This window comes from Bradyrhizobium archetypum (genome assembly GCF_013114835.1).
Taxonomy (GTDB): domain Bacteria; phylum Pseudomonadota; class Alphaproteobacteria; order Rhizobiales; family Xanthobacteraceae; genus Bradyrhizobium; species Bradyrhizobium archetypum.
Window position 1 is genome coordinate 57,528 of sequence record NZ_JAAVLW010000011.1, and the last position, 15,049, is coordinate 72,576.

General features: G+C 62.8%; 15 protein-coding genes. 9 read left to right on the forward strand and 6 right to left on the reverse strand.

The features are described from left to right. The first annotated feature begins 13 nt into the window (after positions 1-13). The 4 genes from secD (at position 14) to HCN50_RS29350 (ending at position 3,953) form a co-directional block, all read left to right on the forward strand. Positions 14-1,615, forward strand: coding sequence for a protein translocase subunit SecD (gene secD, locus HCN50_RS29335; RefSeq protein ID WP_171713360.1), 1,602 nt, complete (start codon positions 14-16; stop codon positions 1,613-1,615). A 16-nt stretch (positions 1,616-1,631) separates the two neighbouring features. Beyond that, a complete protein-coding gene (gene secF / locus HCN50_RS29340) occupies positions 1,632-2,633 on the forward strand; it encodes a protein translocase subunit SecF (RefSeq protein ID WP_171713361.1) in 1,002 nt (333 codons plus the stop codon). A gap of 67 nt (positions 2,634-2,700) precedes the next feature. Beyond that, positions 2,701-3,096 (forward strand): Mth938-like domain-containing protein, encoded by a 396-nt coding sequence (locus tag HCN50_RS29345; protein ID WP_171713362.1) that lies wholly within the window; start codon positions 2,701-2,703, stop codon positions 3,094-3,096. Continuing rightward, entirely contained in the window at positions 3,093-3,953 is an 861-nt protein-coding gene (locus tag HCN50_RS29350) for a phytoene/squalene synthase family protein (protein WP_171713363.1), read from the forward strand. The genes HCN50_RS29345 and HCN50_RS29350 overlap by 4 nt, the downstream gene beginning before the upstream one ends. Before the next feature lie 171 nt (positions 3,954-4,124). Here HCN50_RS29350 and HCN50_RS29355 read toward each other — a convergent pair whose 3' ends face one another. The 5 genes from HCN50_RS29355 to HCN50_RS29375 all read right to left on the reverse strand — a co-directional run bounded on the left by HCN50_RS29355 (position 4,125) and on the right by HCN50_RS29375 (position 9,566). Continuing rightward, a complete protein-coding gene (locus HCN50_RS29355; RefSeq protein WP_171713364.1) occupies positions 4,125-5,222 on the reverse strand; it encodes a serine/threonine protein kinase in 1,098 nt (365 codons plus the stop codon). 4 nt (positions 5,223-5,226) lie between these two features. After that, complete coding sequence (gene trmFO / locus HCN50_RS29360) at positions 5,227-6,660, reverse strand: methylenetetrahydrofolate--tRNA-(uracil(54)-C(5))-methyltransferase (FADH(2)-oxidizing) TrmFO (protein ID WP_171713365.1); 1,434 nt, start codon at positions 6,658-6,660, stop codon at positions 5,227-5,229. A 197-nt stretch (positions 6,661-6,857) separates the two neighbouring features. Next, positions 6,858-7,010, reverse strand: coding sequence for a DUF1127 domain-containing protein (locus HCN50_RS29365; RefSeq protein ID WP_074278622.1), 153 nt, complete (start codon positions 7,008-7,010; stop codon positions 6,858-6,860). Positions 7,011-7,628: 618 nt separating this feature from the next. Beyond that, on the reverse strand, positions 7,629-8,444 hold the full coding sequence (locus HCN50_RS29370; RefSeq protein WP_171713366.1) for a lytic murein transglycosylase: 816 nt from the start codon (positions 8,442-8,444) through the stop codon (positions 7,629-7,631). A 216-nt stretch (positions 8,445-8,660) separates the two neighbouring features. Next, on the reverse strand, positions 8,661-9,566 hold the full coding sequence (locus tag HCN50_RS29375) for a DUF2189 domain-containing protein (RefSeq protein WP_171713367.1): 906 nt from the start codon (positions 9,564-9,566) through the stop codon (positions 8,661-8,663). 291 nt (positions 9,567-9,857) lie between these two features. Between HCN50_RS29375 and HCN50_RS29380 the strand changes: the two genes are divergently transcribed. Both HCN50_RS29380 and HCN50_RS29385 read left to right on the forward strand, forming a co-directional pair. Continuing rightward, positions 9,858-10,238 (forward strand): DUF3597 domain-containing protein, encoded by a 381-nt coding sequence (locus tag HCN50_RS29380; RefSeq protein ID WP_171713368.1) that lies wholly within the window; start codon positions 9,858-9,860, stop codon positions 10,236-10,238. Positions 10,239-10,386: 148 nt separating this feature from the next. After that, positions 10,387-11,178, forward strand: a complete 792-nt coding sequence (locus tag HCN50_RS29385; protein ID WP_171713369.1) for a fumarylacetoacetate hydrolase family protein — start codon at positions 10,387-10,389, stop codon at positions 11,176-11,178. A gap of 169 nt (positions 11,179-11,347) precedes the next feature. On the opposite strand, the gene HCN50_RS29390 is transcribed toward HCN50_RS29385, so the two are convergent. Further along, positions 11,348-11,620 carry a GNAT family N-acetyltransferase gene (locus HCN50_RS29390; protein ID WP_171713370.1) on the reverse strand — a complete coding sequence of 91 codons (273 nt, stop codon included), beginning with the start codon at positions 11,618-11,620 and terminating at the stop codon, positions 11,348-11,350. Positions 11,621-11,886: 266 nt separating this feature from the next. Here HCN50_RS29390 and HCN50_RS29395 point away from each other — a divergent pair, with 266 nt between their 5' ends. From HCN50_RS29395 to HCN50_RS29405, 3 genes are all read left to right on the forward strand, one after another. Further along, positions 11,887-12,288, forward strand: coding sequence for an SPW repeat protein (locus HCN50_RS29395; protein ID WP_171713371.1), 402 nt, complete (start codon positions 11,887-11,889; stop codon positions 12,286-12,288). 209 nt (positions 12,289-12,497) lie between these two features. After that, positions 12,498-14,123, forward strand: coding sequence for an acyl-CoA synthetase (locus tag HCN50_RS29400; RefSeq protein ID WP_311968245.1), 1,626 nt, complete (start codon positions 12,498-12,500; stop codon positions 14,121-14,123). Positions 14,124-14,127: 4 nt separating this feature from the next. Next, positions 14,128-14,985, forward strand: coding sequence for a PCC domain-containing protein (locus tag HCN50_RS29405; protein WP_171713372.1), 858 nt, complete (start codon positions 14,128-14,130; stop codon positions 14,983-14,985). The last annotated feature ends 64 nt before the right edge of the window (positions 14,986-15,049 follow it).

Below are 15,049 nucleotides of genomic sequence, written 5' to 3' on the forward strand. Positions count from 1 at the left end.
ACGGGTCTACTCGATGCTTTATTTCTCGCGGTGGAAGGCGCTGGCGATCATTCTGACCGCGCTGATCGTCTGCCTGTTCGCGGTGCCGAACTTCTTCTCCCAGGAGCGGGTGAAGACCTGGCCGGTATGGGCGCAGCGCCACATCGTGCTTGGCCTCGATCTGCAAGGCGGCTCGTATCTGCTGCTCGAAGTCGACGCCAATTACGTGAAGAAGGAGAAGCTCGATCAGGTCCGCGATGAAGCCCGTCGCGTGCTCCGCGACGCCAAGGTCGCCTATACCGGCCTTGCTGTCCGCAACGATGCGGTCGAGGTACGAATCAGCCGCGAGGCCGATCAGGCGACCGGGCTGTCCAAGCTGCGCGACCTGTCGCAACCGATCGGCGGGCTTCTGGGCGGGAGCGGGCAGCGCGACCTCGAGGTGACCGATGCCGGCGGCGGACTGTTTCGCATCACGATTCCGCAGGCTGCCATGCTCGACCGCATGCGGAAGACCATCGAGCAATCGATCCAGATCGTCGAGAAGCGCGTCAACGAGCTCGGCACCGTCGAGCCGATCATTCAGCGCCAGGGCACCGACCGCATCCTGGTGCAGGTGCCGGGCCTGCAGGATCCGACGCACCTGAAGGAATTGCTCGGCAAGACCGCGAAGATGGAATTTCGCATGGTCGACACCTCGGTGTCGCCGGACCAGGCGCAGCAGGGCCGGGTGCCGCCGGAATCCGAAGTGCTGATGAGCTCGACCTCGCCGAAGGTCCCCTATGTCATCAAGCGGCAGGTGTTGGTCTCCGGCGGCGACCTGATCGACGCCCAGCCGGGCTTCGACCAGCGCACCAACGAGCCGATCGTCAGTTTCCGCTTCAATACGTCGGGCGCGCGCAAGTTTGCGCAGGCGACGTCGGAAAACGTCGGTTTGCCGTTTGCGATCGTGCTCGACAATGAAGTGATTTCCGCGCCCGTGATCCGCGAGCCGATCACCGGTGGTTCGGGGCAAATCTCCGGCAACTTTACCGTTCAGGCCGCCAACGACCTCGCGATCCTGTTGCGGGCCGGCGCCCTGCCGGCGCCTCTGACCGTGGTCGAAGAGCGCACCGTCGGCCCGGGCCTCGGCCAGGACTCGATCGAGAAGGGCGAGCTGGCGGCCTATGTCGGCTCGATCATGGTCATCGTGTTCATGCTGGTGACCTACCGGCTGTTCGGCGTGTTCGCCAACATCGCGGTCGCCATCAACGTCGCGATGATCTTTGGCCTGCTGTCGCTGCTCAATGCCACGCTGACGCTGCCGGGCATCGCCGGCATCGTGCTGACGGTCGGCATCGCCGTCGACTCCAACGTGCTGATCTATGAGCGCATTCGCGAAGAGCTCCGCCACGGCCGCAACGCGATTTCGGCGATCGACGCCGGATTCAGGCGCGCGCTGGCGACCATTCTGGACTCCAACATCACCACCTTCATTGCCGCTGCGGTGCTGTTCTACATCGGCACTGGGCCGGTTCGCGGCTTCGCCGTCACGCTCGGCATCGGCATCATCACCACAGTGTTCACCGCGTTTACGCTGACCAGCCTGATCGTCGCAGGGTGGGTACGATGGAAGCGGCCGAAGACCGTGCCAATCTGAGACTGCGGAGCCGGCTTTGACACAATTCGTTCTCATCGGGCTGGGCATTCTGATTGCCGTGCTGACCGTGGTCGCGGTATTCGACCTGCTGCCGCCGCTGCGCATCGTGCCCGACGACACGCATTTCGATTTCACGCGCTTTCGCCGCATCAGCTTTCCGATTTCGGCGGCGCTCTCGATCGTCGCGATCGTGCTGTTCTTCACCCATGGGCTGAATTTCGGCATCGACTTCCGGGGCGGCACGTTGCTGGAAGTGCAGTCCAAGTCCGGCTCCGCGGACATCGCCGCGATGCGTGCGAAGCTAAGCACGCTGGGCCTCGGCGAGGTCCAGCTCCAGCAGTTTGGCGGTCCGGCCGACGTCCTGATCCGCGTCGCGGAGCAGCCGGGAGGCGACAAGGCGCAGCAAGAGGCGGTGACGAAGGTCCGCGGCGCGCTCGGTGACAGCGTCGATTACCGCCGCGTCGAGGTCGTGGGCCCGCGCGTTTCGGGCGAGCTCCTGGCCTACGGCATGATCGGCCTGATGCTCGCGATTATCGCGATCCTGATCTATCTCTGGTTCCGGTTTGAATGGCAGTTCGCGCTCGGCGCCATGATCGCCAACGTTCACGACATCGTGCTGACGATCGGCTTCATGTCGATCTCGCAGGTCGATTTCGACCTGACCAGCATCGCGGCGCTGCTGACCATTCTCGGCTACTCGCTGAACGACACGGTCGTGATCTACGACCGCATCCGGGAAATGCTGCGGCGCTACAAGAAAATGCCGATGCCGCAACTGCTCAACGAGTCCATCAATTCGACGCTGTCGCGCTCGATCATCACCCACGTCACGGTGACGCTGGCGCTGCTGGCACTGTTGCTGTTCGGCGGTCATGCGATCCACAGCTTCACGGCGGTCATGATGTTCGGCGTGGTGCTGGTCGGCACCTACACCTCGATCTTCATCGCCGCGCCGATCCTGATCTATCTCGGCGTTGGTGAGCACCGCGACGCACCGGATACGCCTGCGAAGAAATAGCGCATAATCCGAAAAGCATGCCCTCGGGCTGGACCCCGAGGGTGGGAACCGGTTTTCGGAAAAGATCATGCCCAATCAAGCAAGTTCATCCTCGGACGCTCCGCATCTTCCGAGGTCGGCGCCGATCGAAGCCTACGGCAAGGGCGGCTTCGCCTTCGCCGACATGTCGCATCGCGGCTCGCTGTTGTGCCTGCCGGATGCGATCTGGGCCTGGCCGGTGACCAGGCCTTCCGAAATCGACGAGTATTCATTGGCGCGTGTCTTCAAGGCTGCCAACGCGATCGATACGCTGATCGTCGGCACCGGCAAGGAAGTCTGGGTGCCGCCGCGCGGTCTCCGCGAGGCGCTGCGCGCGGTGCGCGTGGTGCTCGATGCGATGCAGACCGGACCCGCAATCCGCACCTACAACATCATGCTGGGCGAGCGACGGCGCGTCGCGGCGGCGCTGATCGCGGTGCCATGAGCGGGGCGGCGTCGAAGGATTCCGCCGCGTTCTGCGCCGATCTGGTGCGCACGCACGACTTCGTCCGCTATGCCTCGACGCTGTTCCTGCCTCAGGTCGAGCGCCGCGCACTGCTGTCGATCTATGCCTTCAACGTCGAGATTTTACGCGTGCGCGAGCAGGTCAGTCAGCCATTGCCGGGCGAAATCCGGCTGCAATGGTGGACCGATATGCTGGAAGGCGCCGGCCATGGCGAGGTCGAGGGCAATCCGGTCGCGGCCGAACTCCTGCAGACCATCGGCGAATTCCGCCTGCCGATCGAGCCACTGTCGCGGCTGATCGAGGAGCATCAGTTCGACCTCTACAACGATCCGATGCCGTCGATGGCGGCGTTGGAAGGCTATGTCACCGACACTTGCTCGGCGCTGTTCTCGCTTGGCGCACGGATCGCGGCACAACCGTCGGCCGCGATCGATCATCTCTCCCGCCATGCCGGCCTCGCCCAAGGCATGGCACAGGTGATCGCTGCACTCCCGCTCGATGCCGCACGGCGGCAGCTATTCCTGCCGCTGCAATTGCTGCAGCAGCACGGCAGCGGGATCGAGCAGGTCTTTTCGGGGAAGCAGACGCCGCAGGCCCGTGCGGCGATCGACCAGTTGGTCGGGGAGGGGCAAAAACATCTTCGCACGGCCTTCGAGCTGCTCGCGCATGTGCCGCCGCAGGTGCGGCCGGTATTTTTGCCGCTGGCGATGGTCCGCCGCGATCTGCAGCGCATGTCACGGGCCGACGCCGATCCGTTCGTGCCGCAAGTGACGTCACGGTTGCGCACGCTATGGACACTATGGCGCGCCTCGCGGACGCGGGAATTTGGCGGGTAAGAAGCTCGTCACATATAGGGCCGTCATACCCCGCGAAAGCGGGGTACGCAGTACGCCGCGGCCTTGCCATCTTTACGAACGTCTCTGGAATACTGGGGTCACCCGCCGGAGCCTGTCATCGGGCGCGCATTCGCGCGACCCGTTGGCGGGTGACCCAGTTCGGAATCAATTTCACCGCCGATCCATATCGGCGCTCTCAAAGTTGAACCGGTCCCGCAAATTCTTTCGGCTCTCCAGAATGTCTTTCATGAACGCGCGGTCGGCATCGCTCGTGATCAGGGGCTCGATCAGGTCGACCTGGTTCATGGCAACCAGCTGCAAGATCTCGGTGCGCGGCTTGCCGGCGGCATCGCGGGGCAGGGCATGCACCACCTGGATATGCTCGGGCGGCCTGACCCCCTTGGCCGCGGCTAATTCGCTGCGCAACTGCTTTTCCAGAGCCGTGCTCTCGGCCTCGACAAAGGCGTACAAACCCACGCCGGTACGGCGGTCGGCGAAGGCGACAATGGCGGTATCGCGTACTTCAGGGTTTTTCCTGATCAGGGCGCTCAGGACAGGTGCGTCGTTGACCAGCCGGCGGCCGCCGCCTTCGCGGTCGGTGAAGTTGAACAGGCCGCGGGTGATGGCCTGGTAGACCTTCTTGCCGGTCTTGAGCCAGATGCTGGCGACGACGGATTTGCGTGCCAGGATCTTGCGCTCCATCGGGGTCAGTGCCGCCGGCGCGTAGCTGCGCTTGTGCTTCAGCATGTGCCGCAGATCTTCGTAAGCCGCGATCCGGAATAGCCGGCTGCGAGTCTTGAAACAGGCGGCCAGTTGAAAATCGGTAAGGTAGGCGCGGCCGTCGCGGCCCACCAGCCAATTCTGTTCTTTGGCAAGATCGTTGTGGCAGATGCCGGCGCGATGCAGTTTGCGAAGCGCAGTTTTGGCGGAACGGAAATAGGCTAGGTCGCCATGAGGCTTTGCCAGATGCAGCGCGACGCCGTCGATGAAGCCGCGCACCAGCGCCCGCCGTCCGGCCCATAGCAGCCTCGGGCCGACATCAAGCTCGCGCGCCAGCGTCAGCGCGCGGCGCTCGCGGACGAATAGATGGCGGGCGAGCGGATAGGACCACACCGGCACCTGATCGAGCCGGCGCAGCACGGCATCGACCTCGCCCGCGTCATCGCGAAAGCGGCCGCGCTCGACAGTCGAAAAGACGTCGCGCTTTAATAGCACACCTTCGGTCCATCGCGCCGATAGCGTGGCGGCGTCGTCTTTCGGCAAGCCCATCGGATTACGCCGCCGCTGCTACGCGCAGGCGATCGGCGATCCAGCGATCGAGATCGGCAAGCGCGCGTGCACTGAGCGCCTGCTTCTTGGCGACGCTCTTTTCGTTGCCGCGCAGCCGGGTGCCATCAGCCTTTTTGGTTGGCAAGCTGGCAAGCGGCGGGAACAGGCCGAAATTGATGTTCATCGGCTGGAATGATCGTGTTCCGGCCTCGATCGTCTCGATATGTCCCCCGGTGATGTGGCCGAGCAGCGCGCCCAGCGCCGTGGTCGCCGGTGGCGGTTCGAGCGACTGCGCCCGCGCATTCGCCGCCGCGTAGAGGCCGGCGATCAGGCCGATGCTGGCGGATTCCACATAGCCCTCGCAGCCGGTCATCTGACCGGCAAAGCGCAGCCGCGGCTGCGCTTTCAAGCGCAGCTGGCCATCCAAAAGCTTTGGCGAGTTCAGGAAGGTGTTGCGGTGCAGCCCGCCGAGCCGGGCGAATTCAGCGTTCTCCAGGCCTGGAATGGTGCGGAAAACACGCTGTTGCGCACCATAGTTTAGTTTGGTCTGGAAGCCGACCATGTTGTAGAGCGTGCCGAGCTTGTTGTCCTGCCGCAACTGCACGATGGCATAGGGCTTGACCGTCGGGTTGTGCGGATTGGTCAGCCCGACCGGCTTCATCGGTCCGTGCCGCAGGGTCTCGTGGCCGCGCTCGGCCATGACTTCGACCGGCAGGCAGCCGTCGAAATAGGGCGTATTGGTTTCCCACTCCTTGAAATCAACCTTGTCGCCTGCGAGGAGCGCGGCGACGAAGGCGTCATACTGGTCCTTTGTCATCGGGCAGTTGATGTAATCGGCGCCGGTGCCGCCGGGCCCGACCTTGTCGTAGCGGGACTGAAACCACGCCACCGACATGTCGATGGAATCCTTGTGCACGATCGGCGCAATGGCATCGAAGAACGCCAGCGCGTTCTCATCCGTCAGCTCGCGAATGGCGTCGGCCAGTGGCGCCGAAGTGAGAGGGCCCGTCGCGACGATCACATTGCCCCATTCGGCCGGCGGCAGGCCGGCGATCTCGCCACGATCGATCTCGATCAGCGGATGGTCGTGGAGGGCCTTGGTGACGGCTGCGGAAAAGCCGTCGCGGTCGACCGCCAGCGCCCCGCCGGCGGGCACCTGGTTGGCGTCCGCGGCGCGCATGATCAGCGAGCCCAGCCGGCGCATCTCGGCATGCAACAGGCCCACGGCATTGTTGGCGGCATCATCAGAGCGGAACGAGTTGGAGCAGACCAGTTCGGCCAGGCCCTCGGTGCGATGCGCCTCGGTCATCCGTAGCGGTCGCATCTCGTGCAGGATGACGCGAATGCCCGCATTGGCGACCTGCCAGGCGGCTTCCGAGCCGGCGAGGCCTCCGCCAATCACATGGACGGTGTCAGTTTGAGAAGTGGAGGAAATCATGCGCGCAGGGTTAGCGCGTTTTCGCGCCTAGCGCACCTGCTATAGCGGCTTCAGATGAAGCCTGCCCAGGACTTGATCAGAACTTGATCCGGAATGGATGCCGGTTCGCGTGAAGAAAGCGCATCAAGGTCAAAGTCCAAACGAGAACGCCCGCAGCAGGGCGGGCGTTATCCGTTCATCAGGCGGGTGAACAGCGATTAGCCGTTATAGTTCCCTGCGGCAACGCGCGGAATGTCCGAACGATCGAGGCCGATGTCGGCCAGTTCGCGATCGCTGAGCTGGGACAGTTCGCTGACATTGCGCTGATAATCCCGGAAAGCCTGGATCATGCGGATGAGCGAGAGCAACATGGTAGTCTCCTTGCAGTTACGATTCAGCCCTTGGAGGGTGGCCTCATCGTTGAAATGAATATAGCTTAGATTTTGCAGTGCAGAAGTTCCGATGTTGCGATGCAGCTAATCCTAAAACGCATGGCAGTGGTAAGCCCCATTTAACCTTTCAGCATGTCTGCCGGATCGGGTCTCTCGCACGCCCGAGCAGTGCCTCTTCAATAGAAACAATACCGCAAATTTGCGGAATTATCGAAATGTCCGGGTTAACCTCGAAGTGGCGTTCGGGATAGTTCCCCCAAGCCAGCGGTCATCTGCGGTGGACAAAGCGTGCTTCAAAGGCAGGTATTTTGGAACTTTCTTATGCAGAATCGCATGTCGTGAATTGAACGTAAATGAATATATATTCATTTTTACGAAGGTTCGGATTTTGGTTTCGCGGTCGGGGAAACACCAAACCTGCATGACGGGCAATCGCGTCGGCACGGTTCGCGCGAACGCGAAGCATAATGCGCTTCCTGCTTTCGCAGATGAGCGAACACCGTGACGCACTCGCTGATCGCCCCGCCCCTTGCGTTGAAGCGAGAGCGCGTTTGATCCGCGGACATTGTAGCTGCGGCTGGCCCCCTTGCGTTCTTGCTAAGGCGCCCGCGAAAGCTGCGTCGCGAAAGAGGCGATCGTCTTGGCGTAGACCTCGCTCTTGTTCCACTCCTTGATCACGGCAAAATTCGCGCTGCCGGGCTCCCAGTCCTTGCCGCGCTGCCAGCCGTGGTTTGCGAGAAAGTTGGCGGTTGAAGCCAGCACATCCGGCGGGCTGCGCAGGAGATCACGCCGGCCATTGCCGTCGAAATCAACCGCGAACTTGACGTAGGAGGAAGGCATGAACTGGGTCTGGCCGATTTCGCCGGCCCATGCGCCGCGTAAATCCTGGGGCGCAATATCGCCGCGCTCGACGATACGCAGCGCATCCATCAACTCGGCCTTGAACATGTCGGCGCGGCGGCAATCATAGGCCAACGTCGCGAGCGCGCGCAGCGTCGGAAACTTTCCGATATTGACGCCGAAATCGGTTTCCAGGCCCCAGATCGCCACCAGCACTTCGCCGGGTACGCCGTAAGCCTGCTCAATGCGCCCGAGCACCGAGCCGTATTGCTTGAGCATGTTGGACCCGCGCGTCAGCCGGGGCGGAATCATGCGACCGGAGAATTCTTCGAAACTCTGACTGAAGACTTTTTGCGATTGGTCGCGGGCCAACACGCTTTTATCGAGCGTGACACCGCTCAAGCCAGCCTGGATCGCGGATGCCGATATCCCTTTGGCGGCAGCTTCCTTCTTGAAATCTTCCAGCCACGTTTCGAACGGGCCCGTGCCACAGGGCGCCGCGAGCACAGGCGCTGCGGAAGTCAGCAATAGAGCGGCCAGAGCCAAGGCGCGCATAGAGAGGCGAGAGATCATCGTGCCGTTCGCTCCACGATCGGTGCGTTATCGACGTTAGTGGCAACGCCACGCCGAATGTTCGAAGCAAGATCGGCCAAAACAAGGCTTATATGGGTGCCGTCAATGCTATTCCGTTGAACATGCTCAATTCATCGTTAGTCAGCAGTGAACAGCCAAACGCCGGTCGGATTCGACCGGCGGGCTCGAGTCGTCAGGTTCCCTGCAGCCTATGCGCTATCCTTTTTGGCGCCAGGGGAACAGATTGGCCGGGAAATCGGCGGCGGGCTTGCGTTCGCGATGGGCGCGGGGCGGAAGTGGCTGTGGATTGAGTTCCGGCTCGATCGTCTCCCGATAGAGATGCCAGGTCGCGTGTCCGAGCAGGGGGATGACGATGGCAAGGCCGACGAAGCACGGCAGCGTTCCCGCGACCAAGAGCGCCGCGACGATCAATCCCCAGGCTGCCATCGGCACGGGATTGCGTGCGACCGCGCGCAGCGAGCTCACCATCGCATCGCCCGCGCCGGCATGACGATCGAGCATCAATGGGAAGGAGACCACGCTGATGCAAAGGGCGACAAGAGCGAACAGGAACCCGACGCCACAGCCAACCACGATCAGCCACCATCCTTGTGTCGTCGTTAGCACGCGGGTTACGAAATCAGAAATGCCGGTCGCACCTGCGTAGCCGAATGCGGCAATATAGATCGCCTGCGCGGTGGCCACCCAGGTCACGAACAGCGCCAGCAACAGCACGCCAAGGCCGAGCATCGCGCTGAATGACGGCGAACGTACGACTTCGAGCGCATCCCAGGCAGTTGGCTCCTCGCCGTGCTCGCGACGGCGGCTCATCTCGTAGAGGCCGAGTGCCGCGAACGGCCCGATCAGTGCAAAGCCGGCGGCCAGCGGAAACAGCAGCGGCATGACTGAATAGCCGAGAACGGCACGCGCCAGCATCAGTCCAAGCACGGGATAGATAATGCACAGGATGATGGCGTGGGTTGGCACCGCTTTGAAATCGTCCCAGCCGCGTCGCAAGGCGCGGCCGAGTTCGGCCAAGCCGATGGTTCGGATGATCGGCGCGGCAGCGGTGTCTGCTGCGCTTTGCGCGATCGATGTGACATTGCCGTGAGATGTGGCCATGGTCGTCGCCTCCCTCGCGGTCGCATTGCGCCAACCGAAAGACGCAAACGCGGCCTTCATAAAACGATCACGATCGTGCCAGATGCGAAGACAAGATAACGGAACTGGCCATGTCGCGAACTGTTGCGAAAGCGTACTCCCAAACAGCGACAAACGCACTCACGCTTAGGTGAATGTTTCATTGGCAAGCCTCGCGGTGGTAGCTAGACTTGCCGCGATCCCGGCGAGGTGCTGCCGGTCAAACAGTGCCGCCAAAGACTCACCCCATCCTCAACTCATTGGGAGCGAACGATGAGCATTTTCGGAAAAATCATGAGCGCGATCTTCGGCACCAAGGCAGACGCTGCGCCGGCTGGCGGCGGGGCGGCCGCGGGCGCCGGATCGTCCGGCGGCACCGCGGCCTCGGCCACAGCGACTGTCGACGTCGCGCCGATCCTTGATCAGGCGGTCAGGGCCAAGGGTGAGAAGCTGGAGTGGCGCACCTCGATCGTCGACCTGATGAAAGCGCTCGACATCGATTCCAGCTTCGCCGCGCGGAAGGATCTCGCAAAGGAGTTCGGCTACACCGGCGACACCAACGACTCCGCCAGCATGAACATCTGGCTGCACAAGCAGGTGATGGCCAAGCTGGCCGCCAATGGCGGCAAGTTGCCGCCGGATATCAAGCACTGACATTTCGCTCGGCTCTCACATGCGAAGGCTCGCAGCGATGCGGGCCTTCTTTTTAGTGCGATTGCAATGCAGCAAGGCTGAAACTGTATCCACTTCGTATGGAAAACGCTGTAGAGACAGCTCGCCAAGAAAAACAAGGAGGATGCCAATGAGCAACGTCGATCGCAGGACCATTCTGGCCACCGGTGCGCTGGCGCTTGCCGGTACGGCCGTTCAAGGCGGTTCTGCCGCGGCGCAGGCCGGCCCGAAGTCGATTTTCCCGGTCGGTACGACGACCATTCCCATCGTGGGCGAGACCGACGTGTTTCCGGTGCGGCGGATCTATTGTATCGGACGCAACTATGCCGCGCATGCCCGCGAAATGGGCTCGGACCCGAACCGCGAGCCGCCGTTCTTCTTTCAGAAGCCGACCGATGCGGTCCAAAATGTCGCAATCGGCACGGTCGCCGATCACCCGTATCCCTCACTCACCAAGAACTATCACTATGAGGTTGAGCTGGTGGCGGCGCTGAAATCGGGCGGTACCAATATTTCGGCGGAGCAGGCACTTGACCACGTTTACGGCTACGCGCTCGGCCTCGACATGACGCGGCGCGACCTGCAGCGAGCGATGGGCGACGAGAAAAAGCCATGGGAGATCGGCAAGAGCTTTGATCGCTCCGCGGTGCTCGGACCGATCCATCCCGCTGCCAAGACGGGACATTTCACCAAGGGCGCGATCTCGCTGGCGGTGAATGGCACGATCAAGCAGAACTCCAATCTGCAGAACATGATCTGGAGCGTGGCCGAGCAGATTTCCAAACTGTCGGAAGCCTTCGAGCTCAAGGCAGGCGACATTATCTATTCCGGCACGCCGGAGAACGTCGGCCCGGTCGTCAAGGGCGACGTGATCCTGTGCAAGATCGAGGGCCTGCCGGATATGTCGATACGGATCACGTGAGAGTGCCACCTGTAGCCGTCGCCCCTGCTAAAGCAGGGGCTCATAACCACGGAAGCCAGTGATAGCTGAGAAGATCGCCCGCGTTGTCTTTCATCGAGTTCGGCAATTGACTGCATGGCGTATGGGTACTGCGCGCGCAGGGACGGCGGCGGCTTGCGATGTGTGCGCGTCACCCCGTCAGATCGGCAAATTCCGGATTTCTGCGCAAGTAATCCACGACAAAGCCGCAGCCGGCGATGACCTTGCGTCCGTCGGCCCGGATCAGCTCAAGTGCGCCCCTGACCAGTTCGGAGGCGATGCCGCGCCCGCGCAGCGTGCGTGGCGTTTCGGTATGAGTGATGATGACCGCCGAAGGCGTGACGCGATAATTCGCAAACGCCACGGCGCCCTCGACGTCCAGTTCGAAGCGGCTTTGAGCCTTGTTGTCGCGGACGGCGGCCATACGGCGATTCCCCGATGATTAACGTTCCATTTAGGGACATGAACCCGCCCATGCAAACCGGCGATGGGAGGCTGGCAAGAGAGCGCGCCGTTCGCCCCGCAGGATCTTGCATCGCAAGATCTTTGCATCCAACGCCTTGCAATGGGTTACAGGGTTCCTAGGTCACTCTAATGACATACGCCGCTGAGGCGGCCGGGTCTGGGATATCCGGAATGCTGTGATCGCGGCCGCCGACGTATGCCTCTTTTTTCAAGGGGAGGTCTACAATGTCGGGCTTTGGTTTCTTCAGCAAGCATCGCACCTGGGAAGACTGGTTCGGCATGCTGCTTGGCGTGCTGATCGTGGTGTCGCCGTGGTTTCCTTTTTCCAGCCACGATGTGATGGACGCCGAACGCAGCACCATGATCCTCAACACGTTCGTGGTGGGCATGCTGGTGTTCGGTCTGGCCCAGCTTGAGTATGTCGCACTGCAGCGTTGGGAGGAGGTGGGCGAGATCGCGCTCGGCTTCTGGCTGATGGCTTCTCCGTTTATCCTCGGCTACTCCGGCGACGACATGCTTCGGGCCTGGCATGTCGCCCTCGGTGCGATCGTCGCACTTTTGGGGGCGCTCCAGCTCTGGCAGGACTGGCGTCTGAGCGACCAGGATCTGGCCAACCATCCGCAGTAATTCGGCAAGGGCCCGCCGGCCGCGCCTGTAGCCGGTGAGCTCCAATGCCTAGTACTTCAACGGGGCGGATCCCAACGAATCGTATGCCTGCCGTGAGACCATCGCGGGCAACGCCCGGCTGCGCATTTGAGCAAGCGCAGCGCTTTCTGCTATCGTTGTTCGATCCGTGTTTTTGCAAGCGTAATGGTTGATTCCCTGTGGCTGAAACCGTGACTATCCCCACCCCGCGCGGCGGTCTGGCGCGGATGTCGCGCCGGGTGATGAACCTGGCGCATATGCTGACCCAGAATGCCCGCCGCCATGGCGATCGTCTCGGCTTCATCTGGGGCGACAAATCCTGGGCCTGGCGCGAGATCGATGCTGCCGTCTCGGCGCTGGCGGCCGGTCTTGCCGCGCGCGGGGTCGTCAAGGGCGACCGCATCCTGGTTCATTCGAAAAACTGCGACGAGATGTTCTGGTCGATGTTCGCAGCCTTCCGGCTCGGCGCGGTCTGGGTGCCGACCAACTTCCGCCTGATGCCGGACGAGGTCGCCTATCTCGCCAGTGCCTCCGGCGCCAAGGCGTTTCTGTGCCATGGCGATTTCCCCGATCATGCGACGGCGGCAGCCAATCCGGCGCTCGAATTCATCTGGCGGGTTGGCGAGGGCGCCCTTGGCGAGCGGGCAGTGAGTGAGGTGATCGCCGCGTGCGCGGGCGCCAGGGTCGAGAATGTCGCGGTCGACTATGACGATCCCTGCTGGTTCTTTTTCACCTCGGGTACTACCGGGCGCTCCAAGGCGGCAGTCCTCACCCACGGCCAGATGGCCTTCGTCGTCACCAACCATCTCGCCGACCTGATGCCAGGCACGACGGAGACGGATGCCTCGCTGGTGGTCGCGCCGCTGTCGCATGGCGCCGGCGTGCACCAGCTCGTGCAGGCCGCGCGCGGCGCGCCGACCATCTTGCTGCCTACGGAAAAATTCGACATCGCGGAGGCCTTCCGGCTGATCGAGACGCATCGCGTCAGCAACATGTTCACGGTGCCGACCATCCTGAAGATGATGGTCGAACATCCCGCGGTCGATAAATACGACCATTCCTCGCTGCGCTTCGTGATCTATGCCGGCGCGCCGATGTACCGTGAGGATCAGAAGGCGGCGCTCGCTAAGCTCGGCAAGGTGCTGGTGCAGTATTTCGGGCTCGGCGAGGTCACCGGCAACATTACGGTGATGCCGGCGATCCTGCACGACGCAGAGGACGGCCCGCAGGCCCGCATCGGCACCTGCGGATTCGAGCGCACAGGCATGCAGGTCTCGATCCAGGACGACGACGGGCGCGAACTCAGGCCGTTCGAGACCGGCGAGATCTGCGTGATCGGGCCTGCCGTATTCGCCGGCTACTACGATAATCCCGAAGCCAACGCGAAGGCGTTCCGCGACGGCTGGTTTCGCACCGGCGATCTCGGCCACATGGACGAGGAGGGCTTTGTCTACATTACCGGCCGCGCCTCGGACATGTATATCTCCGGCGGCTCCAACATCTATCCGCGCGAGGTCGAGGAGAAGATTCTCACTCATCCCGCGATCGGCGAGGTCGCCGTGCTCGGCGTGCCCGACCCGTTCTGGGGCGAGGTCGGCGTTGCCGTCTGCGTCGCGCGCGAGGGCGCCGCCGCCGTGAGCGAGGCGGAGCTCACCGCGTTCCTGGCGCCGAAGGTGCCGCGCTACAAGATGCCGAAGCGCTTCTTCTTCTGGGAGGCGCTGCCGAAGTCCGGCTATGGCAAGATTCCGAAGCGGCTGGTCCGCGATGAACTGGAAGCACGAGGATTGCTTGAGCTTGTCGCCAAAACGGATAGCTGAGCCGATGCGCAGCATCGCGCAGCCCGGGCCGCCCGCGCCCGAGCGCATCCAATGGGTCGAGGCGCGCGGCCGGGCGTTTTCGTTCACGCTGCAGGCTGGCTTGCCGCTGCTCGAAGCCGCGCGCCGTGGTTTTGTCGAAGCCGGATTTTCAGGCGGCGTGCTGAGCATGCGGGACGGGGCGCTCGGGCCGTTTGCCTATGTGATGCCGGCGCTGTCGAAGACCGGCGCCAACGCGGCGTTCTACAGCGACACATTTCGGCCTGCCGGCATCACGCGGCTGAAGTGTGGTGCGATGACGGTCGGCCAGCGCGACGGCGCGCCGTTCTTCCATTGCCACGGGCTGTGGACCGAGACGGACGGCCATCTGCATGGCGGCCACATCCTGCCCGAGGAGAGCATCGTCGCCGAATCGTCTACGGTGGAAGCGTTCGGCATCGATGGCGCGATGTTTGTCGCCGAGCCCGATCCCGAAACCAATTTCAAATTGTTCGGTCCGGTCGCCCGCGCCGGCACAGACGTGAAGGCGGAGAGCCGCGCCTTCGCGCTGCGGCTGCGGCCGAATCAGGATTTTGCCGCAGCGCTGGAGACCTTTTGCCGGCAGCACGGCATTCTGCGCGCGCGCATTCACGGCGGCGTCGGCTCCACCATCGGCGCGCGTTTCACCGACGGCCGAACCGTCGTGCCGTTTGCGACCGAGCTTGCAATCAAGGCCGGCAACATTGCGCCCGGCGCGGACGGCACGCTGCACGCCGAGCTCGATGCCGCGCTCGTCGACTATCTCGGCGGCATCGCCGAGGGCCAGCTAATGCGCGGCGACAATCCGGTTCTGATGACGATGGAGCTGGTGCTGGAGGTGGTGTGACGGCAATAGGGTGGGTGAAGGCGCAACGCGCCGTGCCCACCATCTCTCCGGTTCGTTTGCTGAA